Below are 18,351 nucleotides of genomic sequence, written 5' to 3' on the forward strand. Positions count from 1 at the left end.
AATGCAAATATAGCTTTATGCTTGGAGACGATCCCGCTGGGTAGGCATTTTCTGTCAAATTTAAATTGCCGGTAGGAACTCCGCCAGAAAGTTATTGACCATCGCTTCATCGGTGAAACGCTCCTCATAACGAGACCTGGCGATCTGACCCATTTTCCTTCTTAAAGCCGGATCAGCGACAAGGGTTTCCATCGCTTTTTTTAAGCCGGCGATGTCGCCCGGCTTTACCAAGTAGCCCGTGTGCTCGTGCGTAACGACTTCAGGCCCGCCCCCCGCATCACAGGCGATGACCGGCTTTCCAAACATCATCGCTTCAAGAAACACGAGACCGAAAGATTCATAGCGAGACGGGGCAACGAACACATCACAACTACGATAGAAATTCTGCAACTCCGCTTCAGCAACGCGGCCATGAAATACGATTCTTTCACGGACCGCAGATGGAATGTCAGTTTCAAGGAATTCTTCCTTATAACTACGGTTGTCTGCACGAAGAATAGTGTCGTCGCCGACAATATCCAGAATTGCATTAGGAAAGCGCTCGAGCAAGTCGGGCACTGCTGCCAGCAGAACGTCAATTCCCTTTCGAGATTCGAGGCGTCCCACAAAAAGAAGATGTACTTCCGACTTGGCCGCTCCTGTTTTCGAGTCCAGAGTATTGGATCCCGCCCAATCCTCCATCCCAAGTGGGACAAAATGAACTCGAGACGCATCCAATTGGATTTCATACTCTGTCTGAATGTCCTGGGCGATGGCATTACTAATAGCGTGTAGCGACGGAGCAGCTTTCAGGATTAAATTTTCCATCGCAATGATCGGTTTGCCAAATACATGCATCCAATCCCTGTCTCTGGCGCGAGCCTTTTGGCTTTCAAGCCAGAATTTCATCGTAGTTTGTAGGGCCACTACGAGAGGAAAGCGAGTGTCAAGTATGAAACTGAGCGGTTCGCAGTCCCAAAGGGGACAGTAGACCATATCCACCTTTCGCTTAGCGTCGATCGCTACAACTTCTTCGAACATTGTCTGGGTGTAGCTCCAAATGTGGCTGGGAACTTTCAGAGGAGCAATCGGCGATTGTTCAGGTTCAGCGAAATGTCGGATCTTGACCCGATGCACCCACACCCCGTCTTCATAATCAACACTTTCATGTTGGTGGGCCTTAGTAAGTACGTGGACATGGTGTCCTCTAGCCGCCAAGGAACGCGCCAGCTGCGATATGTAGCGAGCAATCCCCCCATTCTGCCCCGGCGGATAATCCTGCGTCACGAAACAGAAGACGCGCCTTTCCTCAGGCCGCGAGATCAGCGGATACGAACGATATGACGAGTGGAACTTGCTGATCGTTTCTTCAGTAAGATACTTTGGCGGCTCCCTTCCGCGCGTCAATCCATCCTGAACCGCAGACGTGGCTTCGGCATAGAACCGCTCAATATGCTCCGGCTGGTAGATGCCCTCGCGTTGCGCCCACAGCACGCTGCGCTCCCATGCGTCGGCGTCGGCTATGCCGGCTTCAACGACTTCCGAAACGGAATGGTGGTTCAAGCCGTTGCGCATACCGAAATAGACGCGATTCTTAATCAGCGGATACCAATTCCAGGTTACACGCCGCTCGTCACGCAAGTGGCTCGGCGCATATTTGTGATGGACAAATCCATTGGGCAACTGGACGATGCGATAGCCAGCATCATTGATCCGGCAGCAAACATCAGTCTCATCGAGGAAATATTCATATTCCTCATCGAAGCCGCCAATTTCCAGAAGTGCCGAGCGTCGGAAGGAGCAGTTCGTGCCGAGCAGATGTGGCACGTCCACCGAATACGGGAAGTTCAGATGTGGAGCCGGCGTTGCCCAGTCCGTAGCATAGCCGCGACGGTTGGTTGTGACATAGCGCGCCTGAAATTGGACGCCCGTATTGTCATAGACGAAGCCACCGACAGCGCCGACACCTTCATCTTTATATCCTACCGCCAGATCGCTGAGCCATTCCGGCTCCGGCACAGAGTCATCATCGATGAACGCGACGACGTCACCCCCTGCCATAGCAATCCCAATGTTTCGGGAAACGGACAGGTTCCGAACGGGACAATGCGCCAGCTTGATCGCGTCGCCAAGCGTGGAGAGGTACTCCTTCGTGCCGTCGGGTGTGGGACCAGATACGATGCACACTTCGAAATTTTGATATTTAAGATATTTGAGACCGGACAATGTACGCTTGAGGTAGTCAAGCCGATTGTCCGTATTGATGACGACTGAGAAAGTCAGGGGTATCTTGAGATTAGGGCTTCCGAGCAACCATTTTGAACTCGAAACATTTGCCATTCTTCTTCCCCGTGTAAATTGCTTCAATATCGACGAAGCCTGCACGCTGCAGCGTCGCGCTAAAGCTATCGGGTGTAATCAAATTATAGTGGAAGTCGCCGTCATAATCCTGGGCGCCGAACAACACCTCCCGAAAATCCTCGAACGGCATGGTACCGTCATTGACGGCCGATAGCATAGCGGCACCATCAGGTACGACCGCGGTCAACTGGCCGCCGCATTTGAGACGACTACGCCAATGCGGCAGAAGAACGCGATTGAGCACCTGCGCGGTGAAATGCTCTATGAGATGCGCCGAGGCAATCTCATCGACCTCCCCGTCGGCGAAAGGGATATTCGTTGCCTCGGCAATGACGTCGACACCGGGCAGTGCCCGCGCGTCTACCTGCAGATAGCCTTCGGGCTGAATATGCCCACAGCCCACATTGAGTCGCAAACCGGTCTTGCGCATAGCTTCGACCTTGTCGGCATTCAGGATCTTTGCGACTGTCGCGGCCTTTCCACCTTCGTGCATCTTGCCCGCCAAACGAACAATCGATGCCTGAAGTTCATACATCGTTTCCTGACGCACAAACTCGATCCGAGCCTCCACGTTACGAAGTTGCTGATCGTAAACCAGCCCCGCGTTTGCAGCGGCTTGCCTCAACAATGCCTCATCCCGCTCGCTTTGGCGCCCCTCAAGCTCGCTAAGCTGGAAATTATAATCCGAGACGATTGATGCACTGCTGCTTGCCAATTCCTGTTCCAGCTGGATGCGCAGCTCTGCTAATTCGGATTTGGATGCGCCGGCATCTCGTTCCTTCTTCAATGCTGCCGTTGCCTGGGCGACGCCCTGAAGCGCGCCGGCGAAGCCGGCAAGGCTGTTCTCGACATGGCTCATCGCCTGCAACGAGGCGATCTCGGCACGCTCCTCGAAGCCCTCCCGCGAATCTAGCAAATGGGCGCGAAGTTCGTCGCCCATCTGATCCCGCGCGAACATGGCGTAAGCGACCGCCTGCTCCATCGCGAGTTGGATGCGCTCCTCAGTCGCGTTGCGATCAGCTTCAAACCGTCTATCGACCCAATGGCGCGTCGCCTTTGGCGCGAAAAAACGCTTCAACCACATGGCGCTGTTTCTCCCATGTCTTCAGGCCGCCCAGCGCTGGAATTCGGTGGAGAAGATCACGAGCCGATGAACATCGATAAAAACATTTTCGCCGACATGAATACGCGCTTCCAGCCGGTCAACAGGCTGGTTCAAGGTGAACCGCATCGACACTTGCCCGGGAATATTAGGCAAAATATCCCTGTCAGCCACGCGCATGGCCGCAAGTTGTCCTACAATATGGTCGGTGATGTCAAAATCGGCCGAACCGCCCGTAATCTCGCCCCAGCGACGTACATAGAAGGCGGCAACATACTCTGCTGGCGGAAGAGCGGCGTAGGGGCCAAATACCAAATGGCCAGATTCTCCTAACGAGCGCCGGACCTTACGCTCGATATCCTGCCCAACGTTCTTCGATAGTTCAGCACCGGAAAACTGTTTGTAGACTGCCAATTCTAGTCCCCTATGTCAGCAGGCAAGGCAACTAGGCCCGCCGATCTCGTCCGTCATCCGCTCTACAAGGTGTTCGTATCTAGCAGGGGCAGGTGACTCCGCGCAACCCTCAGCCCACGAAGCGGTGCTGCAAATAGCGGGAATACATACTCCCTAAAATCTACTTGCCTCGTAAATCAAGATGTCCCGAAAGATTTTGTTCGGTTCATACAAGTTGCCAGCCATCGCCGGACACCGGTCGATCATGCTTGGCATTTCGATGCACCGTCGGTAGCGTCTTTGGTTCCATAAAGACTTTTCGCGTAGACACGGTGAACGATATGCCCTGCGTCAATATCAAGCTAGACAACATGCCCCGTTTCGAAATGGAAGTTCACGAGCATGGCGATCAATATATCAGCCACGAACTCACTACGCTTGGGCGTTGGGAGCCGTTTGAGACAAGTGTAATCCGACGCTTTCTAGACAGCGACACGGAGTTTTACGACATAGGAGCTAACATTGGATGGTATTCCGTGGTGGCCGGCCTGACTATTGGGGTGGCAGCCGGCCCCATCCACGCGTTTGAGCCTGTTCGCGACAATGCCGCGTTGCTCACGCGCAATATTTCGCGGAACAGTCTGACCAATGTTCGGGTCAATCCATATGCGCTGGGCGACAGAACTGATGTCGTCGATATGCACCTGTCGCCAACCAATAAGGGTGATCACCAAGTCGATGGATCCGCCCCGGATCGGCAGACACAGCGCTGCGGAATGGCGCGCTTCGACACTTATCATGCCCCTTCATTGCGCAAAATCCTCATAAAGATAGACACACAAGGGTCGGAGCTCTCGATCATCGAAGGCATGGGACGGTATCTTGGCTCGATCCGCAATCTGACAATGGTGATTGAGTTTTGGCCCGTCGGGCTGGAGCGCCGCCCGGGCAGCACGAAGCGCCTAATCGAGAAGCTCGCGAGCCATGGCTTCGGGGCATTTAGCATTACGGAAGATGACGGGCGGATCCGACCAGCAGACTGGGATATTCTCGAACGTGCCTCGATGGGACCGATCGCGCCCGAAACTGGTGGATTTGTTAATCTCCTCTTGGTTCGAAACAGGGATGTGCTCGTGCGCGAATTCGAGGACCTCTACGACTCTGTTCCGTCACATCATCTGATCTGAATGAAACAGTCGCGCGAGCGGGTTTAGAGTCTATCCCGCGCTGCACCGCTTACGCTATCCAATAGAGATTGGGTTACCTCGCCCCACCCGACTGAAGTAGATGTTGACCGCCGCGCAGATCTTGGCATCATGATCGATCGCCGCAGATGTGCTACCGCCTCGACTGCCTGACCAACGTTGTAAAACAGGATGCCTTCAGGGGAAAACTCCCTGAACACCGGAAGATCTGGCGCAACAACTGGCAGCCCATAGGACATTGCTTCAGCGAGGGGGAGGCCAAAACCTTCCGCGCGGGAAGTCGAGAGGAAAGCGGTGCTAAACCTGTAGAGCCAGGCCAAATGCTCATCACTAGCATCCTCGATCCAAAAGAGGGAGCGGCCGGATTGCGGATGTAGCCGAATCTGCTGCTGCAAAGCCTCGGTGCGCCACCCCTTCTTTCCGGCGATCACAAATATTGGCGCAACACCTCCCGTCCAGTCGGCATCGATTATGTCGAGTGCCAGATCATAACCTTTGCGCGGCTCTACAGTCCCGACCATCAGTATGATTGGGTGCCTCGCAGGCACCCCCTGCAGTACCGACGGCATGACAGCCTGCACGCCTGATGCTTCGAATACCGTCGCCAGCCGCACGACGTCGATTTTTATTGGTCGATCGTTCTGAAAGAAGCGCTTGAGACCACGCTCTGGCAACAGATCGCGTAATTCTTGAGCAACGGTGGCCGAAATGCAGATGGCGTGATCCGCATGCAGCCGCACGAAGGAGAGCCAGCGACGAAAATTGCGCGCGCCTCGCTTGGTGAACCATTCGGGATTGGTCACCGGCAGAAGATCATAAACCAGAACATGAACTGTGACGCCGACCCGCTTCCAGTTGGCGATCGCGCGGTGATGGCGGGGGAGTATCGCGGGTGAAAAATCGAGAGCTAGGAACAAGTCGCCTGGTTGAGGTCGATAAGGCGCCAATTCGCCCCCGCTCCCGGCCGTTTTTGGACGCTCGACGAAGTCGTCATCAATATGGTGGAATGGGCTTCCATTGCTGGCCGCCACGGCAATGGCGGCAAGGCCCGGCCGATCCATCCGGCGCAATTCATCCCAAATGTTCCGGACAACGCGCTGGATGCCTGTCCCCGCATCGATTTGATACAATACGGACATATCAACGATCAATCGACGGCGCTCGCCGCGATATTTCTCAGTACCATCCAATATGTCCGTCGCCCTGACTAACGGCATAAGCTGCGCTACTGAAAGCGTTCCAGGTAATAGGAATAGGCGTCATCGACATTTTCGAAATTCACCATCTGCCCTTCATCCAGCACCGATGCGCGATGGCAGCGTTCGCGAATGAAGCCCGGGTCATGCGACACCAAGATCATCGCCCGATCGCCACGTTTTTCAAACAGTTCCTCATGACACTTGCGGTGAAAGCGCGCGTCGCCAACTGCGATGATCTCATCGACCAGAAAACAGTCAAATTCCACGATCATCGAAATTCCGAAAGCCAGGCGCGCCATCATGCCTGCCGAATAGGATCGAACGGGCTCATAAAGAAATGAGCCCAGTTCTGAAAACTCCTTCAGAAATTCGAGTTTGTCCGCCGGCTCTGCACCGTAGATCCGACAAATGAATCGGTAATTGTCCATTCCGGTCAGCGTCCCCTGAAACGCCCCGCCAAATGCGAGCGGCCAGGAGACCGACATATCTCTTGTTAAATGGCCGCTAGTAGGCTGCTCCGCGCCACTGATCAGCCGAATGAGCGTCGATTTACCAGCGCCGTTACGCCCCAAAATTCCGACATGCTCCGACCGGCCGACCTTCAGGTCAACATTGCGCAAAACATGAATAGATCCATGCTGCTTCCGGTAGATCTTGTTCACACCCTGCAACTGGATCATCCCGGCACGACCTCACGGCTCACTTTGCGCGTCATCACGAGCGCAGAGATCGTCAGGAGGGCGTTGAACGTTGCCATGTAGGCCATGTCATAATGCGCAACGATAGCGGAACCGAAATAGCCTTCCCGAATGAACTCGACCCCATTCACCATAGGCAAGTAAAGCGCGTACGGCTGAACATCCTGCGGCAGCGCATCAACCAGGAACGCCGCACCTGACAAAGGGAAAAGGAGATACGAAGCGGGATGCCAGAGCTTATCGACAATCTCGTTCTGCTCTGAGAGAACACCCAGCAAGATCGCAGTCGACATGCCGAACCAGGCAATCATCGACCAGCCTCCCAACACTTGCAGAATATCCTCAGGCGGCCTGATCCAGCCGATCGAAACGAAGAACAGCGACAGGATCGCAAAGGAGATAGACGCACCGCCGCCTTCCAACAACAGCCGCGCCAGCAATACATCAAGAACCTTCACGTTGCGATGATAAAGCAACGACAGGTTCGGCAGAATCGCACCGATACACCGCGCAGGCATGTTCCGCCAAAGCAAAACGCTGGAATATCCTGTCAGGGCGAAGGCGACGATCGGCAAATTCGAGCCATGCGTCAAACCGGCGGCCGTCCAGAGCGCCGTCACGCCCAGCGTGAACATCATTGGCTCGACGAACAACCACAGAAAGCCAATATTATGTCGACCATAGCGCGTCAGCATCTCGCGGATAAGCAGCGCAGCGACCACACGTTTCTGGATTTTCCAGGAATCCAGGAACGAAGATAGGCTGGACTCCGGTCCAAACATGATCAGGCCCGATGCTCCCGAACACCGGATAGCAGCATTGACAGCACGCCCCAGGCAATGAGCCCGAAGGCAATCGTAGCGAGAACGCCGCGTATGCGGCGCGGCTCGAGCGGTTCGTCCGGCAAGTTCGCTTGTACGATGCGCTCGACGTAGACTTGCTTGCGACGCGCTTCGTTCCGCGCTTCCTCGAGTGAAGCCATGGCGCTAGCCAACTGTCGCTCCGAGAACTGATTATCTAGCATCAGTCGCTGATATTGCGCCGCCGAGGACGATAAGGAGCCCCGGTCGCCGGCGACTTTGCCGAGCTCCTCATCGATCTGCCTTGTAAGCGCCTTTGCCCGGATATTCAGCACCGCGACCTGCGGATTATCGGGCGCAAAAGCACGGACTTGGATCAGCTGGTTTTTCGTGGCGATCAGCTCGTCCTGCAACTTGGAGACCATCTGAATTTGAACCGCTGCCTGCCGCTCGGGATCAATGACGCCCTCACGGTTCCGATATTCGGATAAGGCTAATGCCGCGCTCCGCGCTCTTTGGCGGGCGCCGTCAACCTCCACCTGGGCGAAGCGAATCAAATCCTGGCGGCCGCGCGTATTCAGACGATTTACGGTGGCTTCCGCCATTTCGAGCAGTTGCTGATTAAATTGCTGCGCTTCTCGAGCCGAATAAGCGCGTACGGACAGGGTCATAATAGAAGATGCCGTGTCGTGGCGAACCTCGATTTTCTTATTGTAATATTTAAATAAATCTTCGAAGCTGCTTCCAGAGATAAAAGTGCCGAACCGATCGAACTCTGAAATTACATGACTCGAATAAGCACGCTCAAAAGCGCCCGAGCGATTTAGTGTTCGAAGCGCGTCGCGCGACTCCACAAATTCCTTTGCAGCGTAGATTTCATCACCCGCATTCGAGAAGCCGGCGGATTTGAGCAAGATGCCGAGGCCCGACGTAGACGTCTTTTCGGGACTGCGAACCACGAACTTCGCTTCGGAAATATAGACGTCCGATGCGAGAAATCCAAAATAGAATATTGCGCAGATCGTCGGCAAAAGCACGGTGAGGGCGAACAAGCCGCCCAGTTTGGACACACGCTGCTGCAGGCGTCCGACCAGGCTGATCTGACTCCTGGCGCCCCCTTCCTGCTCGCCGGACGACACTTCCGCCGAGAATGCGTGGGCTCGATCTAACATGGAAACGGTCTTATCCGATCTTGGACAAATACAAGGTTACAGAACGCGATTTGCCCCCACGGCGGAAAATTTGCAACCGCCAATGCGTCGCCATAGATCATGCTCCTGCCTTGTGACTTGCCCTAATCATTGCATTGAGCGAGAGACAAAGCCTCACGCCATTCGGACAACGTTTCATGCCACATCATACTCCTGCCGAATGGGCGCCTCAAGAGCGCCTTTGGATCGGTTTTCCGGGCAACCCCGAAGAATGGTCAGTCGTCCTGCAGCAAGCGCAATTTCAAGCCGCCACCTTTGCGAGCACAGTCGCGGAAGCGGGTCAATCGGTAACTCTTATCGTCCGCGCCCCGCCGGATGCCGAAGCCGCGCGCGCCGCCGTCTCCCCCTCCGTCGAAGTGCGCTATGAGCACTTCGGGGACATCTGGCTGCGCGACACCGGGCCTATCGCTATCATCGGCACGGACAAATCCCGCACCCTGATCGATTTCGATTTCAACGGCTGGGGCGGCAAATATGTTATGTCGGGTGACGAAGATATCGGCGCCCGCCTCGCCGCGACCACCGGCCTGCCCTGCCGCCATGTGCCCATCATTTTTGAGGGCGGCGCTGTCGACACCGACGGCACGGGCCTTTTCGTGACGACCGAGCAATGCCTGCTCAATCCTAATCGAAACCCAACGCTGAATCGCCGCCAGATTGAGACATTGCTCGCCGGCGCGCTGAGCCTGTCATCGATGCTCTGGCTAGGCGATGGCCTACTCAATGATCATACTGACGGGCATGTGGACAATCTCGCCCGCTTCGTCGCGCCCGGTGTCCTGGCAGTGCCGGAAGCGACGACACCGGACGACCCCAACACCGCCATCTATGAGGACGCCGCCGCCCGTGCCCGCGCCTTCGGGTTGGAGGTGGTACGTTTCCCATCGGTCGGCCGCTACGATATAGACGGCGCCATCTTTCCCGCTAGCTACATGAACTTCTGCATCACCAATGGCGCAGTCGTCGTGCCGCAATATGGCGCACCCAATGATGCCGAAGCACTGGAAGCACTGAAGCCCTTCTTCCCCGATCGCGCTCTTGTTGGCCTGCCCTCCGATGCCATATTGCGCGGCGGGGGTAGCTTCCATTGCATGAGCCAGCACCTGCCAGTCGCCGCCGTCTAAGTCACACCGGTCAGGAATCCCATGTCGAAGGTCACCGTCGCCGCGCTCCAGCTTGCTTTCTCGGATGATGAGGCAGATAATATAGCGCTGGTCGAGGATCATGTGAACAAAGCGGCCGCCCGCGGCGCGAAAATCATCCTGCCGCCGGAGCTGTTCGAGGGGCCCTACTTCTGCACCATTGAGGATGAGGCGCTGTTTGCCCGCGCCCGTTCGGTGGGCGAGCATCCGGCCGTGCTGGCGATGCAGAAGGTGGCCAAGGCACAAGGCGTCTTCATCCCGACTAGCTTCTTCGAGTGTGACGGCCAGCATCATTACAACAGCCTCGCCATGATCGATGATGAGGGCGAGATTATGGGCATCTATCGTAAGAGCCATATCCCGGACGGTCCTGGCTATGAGGAGAAATATTATTTCCGTCCCGGCAATTCCGGCTTCAAGGTCTGGCAAACCAAATATGGCATCATCGGCGTCGGCATCTGCTGGGATCAATGGTATCCGGAAACCGCGCGGGTAATGGCGCTGATGGGCGCCGAGATGCTCTTTTACCCGACGGCCATCGGCTCCGAGCCTTATGATACTGAACTGGACACGAGCCGCATGTGGCGCCGCGCGATGCAGGGGCATGCCGTGTCGAACTGCATGCCCGTGATCGCGGCGAACCGCATCGGCAAAGAAAGCTCGGACAACGGCTCGCAGAAATTCTACGGCCACAGCTTCATCACGGATGAATGGGGCGACCTCGTATCGGAGGTAGAGGAGTGGCAGACTGGCGCCCTAGTTGCTACGCTGGACCTTGCTCAGGCACGCAAGCATCGCGCTGGGATGGGCTTTTTCCGCGACCGGCGCCCGGAGCTATATGGTCGCATCGCGCAGGATATCTGAGAGTTATCATAAGGAGAGAGAGACGAATGACCGTCGCACGCATTTACATCATCCCCGCAGCGGATGGGAAAAGCGCGGAAATGGAATCCGCCCTTACTGCGCTCTCAAAAATCGTCTCTGCCGTCGAGGGCAGTACAGGCGTCGAACTGTTGCGCGATCTCGGCAACGAGCATCGCTTCATCTTCATCGAAAAGTGGGTCAGCGAAGAGCATCATGCGGCAGGCTTTGCATCGCTGCCTCCGGGCGCGCTGGATAGCGTGCAAGCCGCTGCGGGTGGTCCGCCGGATGGGTCCCATTACGATTATATTGTGGGCTGAATCTGAAAGCTGCTCTGCCTTCGTCATCTGAAAAAGGCAGAACCTCCGGTTGCGACCCCTTACTCAACCTGTCAAACTCGAAGGCTGTTCATGTCGTCTCTGCCACGTCCGGATATCACCTGGTTTCATTCCTTTGACTTCGAGGACGGAGAAACAATCTCGGGAATCAAGGCACTCGATATCCTGCGGAAGGAAGCAGACCTGATTTTCGATGAGGATCTTACCGGAAAATCAGTTCTCGACATTGGCGCCTGGGATGGCTTTTTCTCGTTTGAGGCAGAGCGGCGGGGAGCCACGCGCGTCGTCGCGACTGACCATTTCATCTGGTCGGGACCAGGATGGGCCAACCGTTCGGGGTTCGACTATATCCATCATCGACTCAACTCCCGAGTGGAAGCGATAGACGCAGACATCGTAGATCTTCCCGGTTTGAATCTTGGGCAGTTCGACATCGTTCTTTTCCTAGGTGTCTTTTATCATCTGAAGGATCCATATACTGGCTTGGAGACCGCTGCTCAAATGTGCGGCGACCATCTGATCGTCGAAACGGCGACCGCGCTTCCACGAGAAAAACTCCCTGCAATGCGGCTCTATGCTCCTGGCGAATTGGGGAACGACACAACCAACTTCTGGGCGCCGAACATTCCGGCGCTCAAACTCATGCTCACCAGTTTTGGCTTTGGTAGAACGTCCTTCTCGGCTTTGTCATCTTCACGCCGACACCCGCTTAACGCTCGCATTCTCCCGCCGAATGCCGACGCGACGCACAGAACGATCGCTCATGCTTGGCGCTGAGCCCCCTCATGTATCATTGATGATCGGATGGACCTGCCCGCCCAGCGCATAACGCTGAGCGATGGTGAGTTACACAAGGATGGTTCGCTCGCGTTCGCGGTCTGTATACGGTTGATCACAAAAGGGCGAGCCCCACTGCTTCATCGATCGTCAAATCCTTAGCCCGCCAGCGCCACTGCCGCCTAAACCGCCTCATATTTGCCCGACAAAAGCTTGGGCGACGTGTCAGATAGTGTCAGGCATTTGCGTTTGACCTGACGCCGCGAAAGACCGTCCGCCTACGCCAATGTCCGCACCTTGGGCGATGCACCACAGAACCAGGCATCGACCTGCCGGACGAATGTCAGCACCTTGTAGCGGCATGAGTTCATCATTCGTGAGATGATCGCTTCACCGCCGGCGGCCCTCGCTGCAACATCTGTCGCAGCGGCGAGTTCGCAGAGCCTTCCCTTTTTTGGCGGGGAGGTGACAAGATCGGCGAGATCCACCGCGGAACTGATCATGGTCGATGCAACAATCCCTACTAGCGGAGCCCACCCTGCCAGCGTGAGGCAGACGCTAAACACTTTGATCGGCCTGATGCTCCGAAGGTAAACGCACTGGTAGTCGGACCGACAATATGGACATCCGAGTCCGACTTGCTCGAGCCATCCGACAAAGTGATATTACTCGCCTCCTCGCGTCAGTAGGAAAACGGATTTGAGCTTAGTCCGCGCGCTTCACATACTCCATCACCGAGGTGTCCGCTCGAACCCGGTATAACAGGGTCACATCATACGAGACAGCATCTCGCCGCACTGCGACGTTGAGTTGGATGGGCATTAGCAAGCTCTGTTTGCAACGTTTACAACCGGGCGCTTAGACGCGCCGTGACCACGCGATAGTCGGCGACACCAGCCGGAATATCGGAATTCCCGGTCATGTGCCGGATTTCCGCAAGGGTTTCGTTTTCGAGCGCCGCATCGATAGGGTCGGGGGGCGCTGTAATCGACCTGACGGAACTAGAAGCCATCTTGCTTACAGGACCGCGCCCATCGCTTCATATGTGCACGCGACAAATCGTCGGATACCAACACTTCATGGTCCTCCCCAGCAACGCAGGGGCGAGATTGACGCCAATAATCCCGCACCGCCAGCATTCGGATGAAGACACATGAAGTAACCCTATGGATGAGAGCCATGATCGCCAGAAGCCGTAAAAAACGCGATTGCTAGCGGCCATGTCTAAATTTAGAGCGAATGTCCTGATGCTGCGATCGCTGCCTCTCGGCGTCCGACGGGATGTTGGGGCGCACCGGTGAAACGGACTGGTCAGCGTCGATCCGCGAAGCTAGGTCCAACCGATGAGCAATGCGACAGCGAACCCCGACGACCAGCCATATGTCTATGCTATCGGTATCGGATCGAACCGCCCCCTCACGCGCGTCCTTGACCCCAAGGCAATCGCCACGGCCGCACTCACAGCACTGGACACTTTCCCTCTTCGCCTCCTCGCTGGCTCGCCGATCATAGCGACCCGGCCGCTCGGCCCATCGATGCGCACGTATGCCAATGCGGCCGCGCTAGTATCCTCGCCGCTCCAACCGATAGTGATGCTGAACCTGCTCCAGCAGATCGAAAGACGCTTCGGCCGACGCCGCCATCGGCGATGGGCAGCCCGTACGCTTGATCTGGATATTTTGCTCTGGTCGGCTGGTTCCTACGCAAGCAAGCGGCTAACCGTTCCTCACAGCGCCCTGAAAAATAGATCCTTCGCTCTGGCACCTCTCCGGATGATCGCCCCCCGCTGGCGACACCCTGCATCGAAACTGAGCGTCATTCACCTCGCTGCGCGCCTTGCCAAGCCGAAGCCGGTTGACCACTGCCGCGCACGCCTCTAGGTGACCCGCAGCCACCCGTTCTTTTCGGGCCCTTAGCTCAGTCGGTAGAGCAACTGACTTTTAATCAGTAGGTCGCTGGTTCGAACCCAGCAGGGCTCACCATATTCCGCCGGTATTCCGTTTTGTCACAACCCTAGGCTTGGGCGATCCCCCCGCGAGATCGGCCACCACGGTTCGTGGGTTCATAACTGAACAGCGCGTCAGCGCCAACGGAGAGCACTCACACAGCCGCTCCCACCCATCCTCACCACAAAAAAACGGCGACCTCTGAAAGGTCGCCGTTAAGGGGGTCCGCTGACCGGCGGGAGCCAGTCAGTGAGGGAATGATCGGCGCGGCATCGGGTTCCGCCTGCCGACAAAAAATCTCGCTCTGCCGTGATGATGAGCCCGGGATCAGCCGACCTCGCCAGAGACCGGCCAAAGCTCAGATCATCGCCATGCCGCCATTCACATGCAGGGTCTGGCCCGTGACATAGCCCGCCTCGCGGCTGGCGAGGTAGACCACCGCCGCGCCAATATCCTTTCCGGTGCCGAGCGCGCCGGCTGGAATGCGCGAGAGGATGGCGTCCTTCTGGGCGTCGTTGAGCGCGTCGGTCATGGCCGAGCGGATGAAACCGGGCGCGACGCAGTTCACGGTGATGCCCCGGCTGGCCAGTTCCTGCGCCAGGCTCTTGCTCATGCCGATCAGCCCGGCCTTGGAGGCGGCGTAGTTTGCCTGGCCCGGATTACCGGTGACGCCCACGACGCTGGTGATCGAGATGATCCGCCCCGTGCGCGCCTTCATCATCGGCTTGGCCGCCGCGCGGATGAGGCGGAACGCCGCTTCCAGATTGATCTTCTGGACGGTGTCCCACTCCTCGTCTTTCATGCGCAGGATGAGGTTGTCGCGCGTGACGCCGGCATTGTTGATGAGGATATCCAGCTTGCCGCCCAGCGCCTCAAGCGCGGCGGGCACCAGGGCGTCCACCGATGCCGCGTCGCTCAGATCGCACGGCACGCAGACGTGATCGCCGCCCAGCTCGGCGGCAAAGGCCTCCAGCTTGGCGACATTGCTGCCGGAGAGCGCCAGCCGCGCGCCCTGCGCGGCCAGTGCCCGGGCCACGGCAGAGCCGATGCCACCGCTCGCGCCGGTGACCAGCGCCGTCATTCCATTGAGATCGAACATGATGCAGTCCCTCCTGTCTCTCACACGCGGCCGAGCAGCGCCTCGATGTCATCCATCGAGATGACGCTGGTCACGGTCGCATCCGGCGCGATGCGCTTGACCATCGGGCCGAGCACCTTGCCGCCCAGCTCGACGAAATCGGTAATGCCCGCCGCCCACATCGCCGCGATGCTCTCGCGCCAGCGCACCCGGCCGGTCACCTGCTGAACCAGCAGATCGCGGATCGTTGCCGCGTCACTCACCGGCGCGGCCGTGACATTGGCATAGACGGGAATGAAGGCGCCGGGCGACTGCGTGTCCGCCAGGGCAGCCGCCATCGCATCGGCAGCGGGCTGCATCAGCGGGCAGTGGAACGGCGCGGAGACCGGCAGCAGCACGCCACGCTTGATGCCATGATTCTTCACCAGCCCGATCGCGCGCTCGATGGCGCCGACATGGCCGGAAATGACGACCTGGCTCGGATCATTGTCGTTGGCGACGGCGCAGACTTCGCCCTCGGCCGCAGCAGCCGCGAGCGCCTCGGCCTTCTCGATGTCGGCGCCGAGCAGCGCGGCCATGGCACCCTCGCCTACCGGCACGGCGGCCTGCATCGCCCGACCGCGCGTCTTGAGCAGACGGGCGGTGGTCGCGAGATCGAAGGCACCGGCCGCGCAAAGGGCGCTATATTCGCCGAGGCTGTGGCCGGCCAGCGCATCCGCCTTGTCGCGCAGCACCACGCCGCCTTCCTTCTCGAGCACGCGCAAAGTGGCGAGCGCGTTGGCCATGATCGCCGGCTGGGCATTTTCGGTCAGGGTCAGGTCCGCTTCCGGCCCTTCGGTCATGATGCGGAAGAGATGCTGGCCCAGCGCCTCGTCGACTTCCTGGAAAATCTCGCGCGCCACGGGCGATGCTGCGGCCAGCGCCGACCCCATGCCCACGGCCTGACTGCCCTGCCCCGGAAAGATGAATGCACGCACGGCCCTGATCCCTGCTTGGTCTGTGAAGGCCTGCGCCCTAGTCCGGGGGGGCGCCCCGGGCAAGTCCTGTTGGCTTGACCGGCACGACGGCGCGCCAGGATGGACATTGGCCATTGTGCGCCCTGCTCATGGGGCATAGTGGAAGCCAGGATGTTAAAGCCACGGTTCTCCAACGCGATCAGCCGCGTGGATGCCCGCGTGATGCGGGGCCGCATCGGCGCGATCGGCGGCGCCTTGCTGCTCAGCCTGGTCGCGGTGCTGTTCGCCAAGCTGGGCGAGGCCGCGCAAGGCGTGTTTACCGGCGTGGCCGATGCCTTTCCTTATGCGCCGCTGGTCATCACGCCCGGCCTGTTCGTCGCGGTGACCTATGTCACGCGGCATTGGTGCCCGGAGGCGCGCGGATCGGGCATTCCGCAGACAATGGCGGCGGCGCGTATGCCGGATCATCCACAATCCCGCCGCCTGCTCTCCCTGCGGACCGCGCTGTTCAAGCTGTTCGGCACGCTGGGGATGCTGCTCGCGGGTGGCTCAGTCGGTCGCGAAGGACCGACCGTGCAGATCAGCGCCGCCATCATGGCCGCGGTGCAGCGCTGGCTGCGCGTGCCGGTTTCGGCCGGGATCATTATCGCAGGTGGTGCGGCAGGCGTTGCCGCTGCGTTCAATACCCCGCTCGCGGGGGTCGCCTTCGCCATCGAGGAACTGGCCGCTGCCTTCGAGCAAAAGATTGCGATCGTGGTGATGGCCGCCGTGATGATGGCGGGCATCACGAGCCTGTGGCTCTCGGGCGATTACATCTACTTTGGCGCCATGCATCAATCGATGCCGATCTCGTCCATGCTCCTGCTGACGCCCGTCGCCGGGCTGGTCGGTGGCGTGGCCGGCGGCCTGTTCTCGCGCGCGCTGATCGCTCTTGCCTGGTCCCGCAGCCCGCTCACCCGCGCGATGCGGGCCAAGCCACTGCTCGTCGCGGGCATCTGCGGCCTCGTCGTCGCCATCACAGGCATCCTCACCGCTGGAATCAGCTGGGGCACCGGCTATGAGACGACGCGTGCGTTGCTCGCCGGTGAAGAGGTTTCCTGGAGCTTCGGCCCCGCCAAGCTCGTCGCCACACTGGCCACGGCGCTGAGCGGAGCCCCCGGCGGCATCTTTGCGCCATCGCTCTCCGTCGGCGCCGGCCTTGGTCAGCTGCTGGGGCTGCTGATGCCGGACCAGCCGCACGGCGCCATCGTCTTGCTCGGCATGATCGGCTATTTCGCGGGTGTGGTCCGGGCGCCGCTCACCGCCGCGATCATCATGATGGAAATGACCGCAGACCGCACCATGATCCTGCCGCTGTTCGCCACGGCGATCTTCGCCAACTGGGTCAGCGGGCAGATCTGCAAGCCCAAGCTCTATCACGCGCTGGCCCGGCAGTTCCGGCCCTGATCGCTTATCGGCGAGAGCGGGCAATGCGCACTTGCCTTGCGGGCACTTTTCAGCCATAGGCCGCCCCTTCGCCGGGCAGGCTCTCGCTGCGCCCGCCGCGAAGCTTTGTTTGAGACGACAGCCGGAGGGGCATGCGCATGGGGCGTATGTCAGCAATCGGCCAAAAGACAGGACGCATGAACCATGCCCTATTATGAGCATGTCTTCCTTGCGCGTCAGGATCTGGCACAGGCCCAGGTCGATGCGCTCGCGGAAAATGCCACCAAGATCATCGAGGCCAATGAAGGCAAGGTGACGAAGGTGGAAAGCTGGGGTCTCCGCAACCTCGCCTACAAGATCGCCAAGAACCGCAAGGCTCACTACGTGATGCTCAACATCGACGCGCCGGCTGGCGTGGTCGCCGAGCTGGAGCGTCAGACGCAGATCAACGAAGACGTGATCCGCTTCATGACCGTTCGCGTTGAAGAGCTGGAGGGTGGCCCTTCGGTGATGATGCGCAAGAACGAGCGTGACCGTGAGCGTCGTGGTGAGCGCGGCGACCGTGGTGACCGCCCGGATCGCGGCGATCGCGCACCCCGCCGGGACCGCGAAGAAGCCTCGGACGGCGAATAAGGAGACCTGACACATGGCACGCCCATTTTTCCGCCGTCGCAAGACCTGCCCGTTCTCCGCAAAGGACGCACCGCGCATCGATTACAAAGATGTGCGCCTGCTGCAGGGCTTCGTCTCTGAGCGCGGCAAGATCGTTCCCTCGCGCATCACGGCCGTCTCGGCCAAGAAGCAGCGCGAGCTTTCCCAGGCAATCAAGCGCGCCCGCCATCTGGGCCTGCTGCCCTACATCGTGAAGTAAGGAGGGCGG

General features: G+C 58.5%; 19 protein-coding genes and 1 tRNA gene. 10 read left to right on the forward strand and 10 right to left on the reverse strand.

Annotated features, from left to right (window positions below; translation table 11 throughout):
* Positions 1-60 precede the first annotated feature (60 nt).
* The 3 genes from M2331_RS09400 to M2331_RS09410 are packed head-to-tail and all read right to left on the reverse strand — an operon-like array spanning position 61 to position 3,856.
* Complete coding sequence (locus tag M2331_RS09400; protein WP_181560039.1) at positions 61-2,319, reverse strand: glycosyltransferase; 2,259 nt, start codon at positions 2,317-2,319, stop codon at positions 61-63.
* Positions 2,276-3,424 (reverse strand): class I SAM-dependent methyltransferase, encoded by a 1,149-nt coding sequence (locus M2331_RS09405; protein ID WP_181560040.1) that lies wholly within the window; start codon positions 3,422-3,424, stop codon positions 2,276-2,278. The genes M2331_RS09400 and M2331_RS09405 overlap by 44 nt, the downstream gene beginning before the upstream one ends.
* A gap of 21 nt (positions 3,425-3,445) precedes the next feature.
* Positions 3,446-3,856 (reverse strand): hypothetical protein, encoded by a 411-nt coding sequence (locus M2331_RS09410; RefSeq protein WP_181560041.1) that lies wholly within the window; start codon positions 3,854-3,856, stop codon positions 3,446-3,448.
* A gap of 350 nt (positions 3,857-4,206) precedes the next feature.
* Here M2331_RS09410 and M2331_RS09415 point away from each other — a divergent pair, with 350 nt between their 5' ends.
* On the forward strand, positions 4,207-5,022 hold the full coding sequence (locus M2331_RS09415) for an FkbM family methyltransferase (RefSeq protein WP_184117257.1): 816 nt from the start codon (positions 4,207-4,209) through the stop codon (positions 5,020-5,022).
* A gap of 23 nt (positions 5,023-5,045) precedes the next feature.
* Here M2331_RS09415 and M2331_RS09420 read toward each other — a convergent pair whose 3' ends face one another.
* From M2331_RS09420 to M2331_RS09435, 4 genes are all read right to left on the reverse strand, one after another.
* Positions 5,046-6,179, reverse strand: coding sequence for a glycosyltransferase family 4 protein (locus M2331_RS09420; protein WP_184117258.1), 1,134 nt, complete (start codon positions 6,177-6,179; stop codon positions 5,046-5,048).
* Between the two features lie 86 nt (positions 6,180-6,265).
* A complete protein-coding gene (locus M2331_RS09425; protein ID WP_181560044.1) occupies positions 6,266-6,919 on the reverse strand; it encodes an ABC transporter ATP-binding protein in 654 nt (217 codons plus the stop codon).
* A complete protein-coding gene (locus tag M2331_RS09430) occupies positions 6,916-7,719 on the reverse strand; it encodes an ABC transporter permease (RefSeq protein WP_181560045.1) in 804 nt (267 codons plus the stop codon). The genes M2331_RS09425 and M2331_RS09430 overlap by 4 nt, the downstream gene beginning before the upstream one ends.
* Before the next feature lie 2 nt (positions 7,720-7,721).
* A complete protein-coding gene (locus M2331_RS09435; RefSeq protein WP_264592351.1) occupies positions 7,722-8,909 on the reverse strand; it encodes a hypothetical protein in 1,188 nt (395 codons plus the stop codon).
* Between the two features lie 176 nt (positions 8,910-9,085).
* On the opposite strand from M2331_RS09435, the gene M2331_RS09440 reads away from it, so the two are divergent.
* From M2331_RS09440 to M2331_RS09455, 4 genes are all read left to right on the forward strand, one after another.
* Positions 9,086-10,072, forward strand: a complete 987-nt coding sequence (locus tag M2331_RS09440; protein WP_181560046.1) for an agmatine deiminase family protein — start codon at positions 9,086-9,088, stop codon at positions 10,070-10,072.
* 21 nt (positions 10,073-10,093) lie between these two features.
* Positions 10,094-10,954 (forward strand): N-carbamoylputrescine amidase, encoded by an 861-nt coding sequence (gene aguB / locus M2331_RS09445; RefSeq protein WP_181560047.1) that lies wholly within the window; start codon positions 10,094-10,096, stop codon positions 10,952-10,954.
* A gap of 26 nt (positions 10,955-10,980) precedes the next feature.
* A complete protein-coding gene (locus M2331_RS09450; protein ID WP_181560048.1) occupies positions 10,981-11,271 on the forward strand; it encodes a putative quinol monooxygenase in 291 nt (96 codons plus the stop codon).
* Positions 11,272-11,361: 90 nt separating this feature from the next.
* Complete coding sequence (locus M2331_RS09455; RefSeq protein ID WP_181560049.1) at positions 11,362-12,066, forward strand: class I SAM-dependent methyltransferase; 705 nt, start codon at positions 11,362-11,364, stop codon at positions 12,064-12,066.
* Positions 12,067-12,344: 278 nt separating this feature from the next.
* On the opposite strand, the gene M2331_RS09460 is transcribed toward M2331_RS09455, so the two are convergent.
* Positions 12,345-12,569 carry a hypothetical protein gene (locus tag M2331_RS09460; protein WP_181560050.1) on the reverse strand — a complete coding sequence of 75 codons (225 nt, stop codon included), beginning with the start codon at positions 12,567-12,569 and terminating at the stop codon, positions 12,345-12,347.
* Positions 12,570-13,409: 840 nt separating this feature from the next.
* Between M2331_RS09460 and folK the strand changes: the two genes are divergently transcribed.
* Both folK and M2331_RS09470 read left to right on the forward strand, forming a co-directional pair.
* A complete protein-coding gene (gene folK, locus M2331_RS09465; RefSeq protein WP_181560051.1) occupies positions 13,410-13,946 on the forward strand; it encodes a 2-amino-4-hydroxy-6-hydroxymethyldihydropteridine diphosphokinase in 537 nt (178 codons plus the stop codon).
* A gap of 26 nt (positions 13,947-13,972) precedes the next feature.
* Positions 13,973-14,048 (forward strand) — tRNA-Lys (locus M2331_RS09470).
* Between the two features lie 322 nt (positions 14,049-14,370).
* Here the strand turns inward: M2331_RS09470 and fabG are convergent.
* Together fabG and fabD are read right to left on the reverse strand one after the other, a co-directional pair.
* Entirely contained in the window at positions 14,371-15,111 is a 741-nt protein-coding gene (gene fabG / locus M2331_RS09475) for a 3-oxoacyl-[acyl-carrier-protein] reductase (RefSeq protein ID WP_181560052.1), read from the reverse strand.
* A 20-nt stretch (positions 15,112-15,131) separates the two neighbouring features.
* A complete protein-coding gene (gene fabD, locus M2331_RS09480) occupies positions 15,132-16,067 on the reverse strand; it encodes an ACP S-malonyltransferase (RefSeq protein ID WP_181560053.1) in 936 nt (311 codons plus the stop codon).
* 150 nt (positions 16,068-16,217) lie between these two features.
* Here fabD and M2331_RS09485 point away from each other — a divergent pair, with 150 nt between their 5' ends.
* The 3 genes from M2331_RS09485 to rpsR all read left to right on the forward strand — a co-directional run bounded on the left by M2331_RS09485 (position 16,218) and on the right by rpsR (position 18,342).
* Positions 16,218-17,492 carry a chloride channel protein gene (locus M2331_RS09485; RefSeq protein WP_181560054.1) on the forward strand — a complete coding sequence of 425 codons (1,275 nt, stop codon included), beginning with the start codon at positions 16,218-16,220 and terminating at the stop codon, positions 17,490-17,492.
* 183 nt (positions 17,493-17,675) lie between these two features.
* Positions 17,676-18,104: a 30S ribosomal protein S6 gene (gene rpsF, locus M2331_RS09490; RefSeq protein ID WP_181560055.1), complete on the forward strand. Its 429-nt coding sequence runs from the start codon at positions 17,676-17,678 to the stop codon at positions 18,102-18,104.
* Positions 18,105-18,117: 13 nt separating this feature from the next.
* On the forward strand, positions 18,118-18,342 hold the full coding sequence (gene rpsR, locus M2331_RS09495) for a 30S ribosomal protein S18 (RefSeq protein WP_181560056.1): 225 nt from the start codon (positions 18,118-18,120) through the stop codon (positions 18,340-18,342).
* The last annotated feature ends 9 nt before the right edge of the window (positions 18,343-18,351 follow it).

This window comes from Sphingobium sp. B10D7B, from assembly GCF_025961955.1.
In the GTDB taxonomy this organism is placed as follows: Bacteria; Pseudomonadota; Alphaproteobacteria; order Sphingomonadales; family Sphingomonadaceae; genus Sphingobium.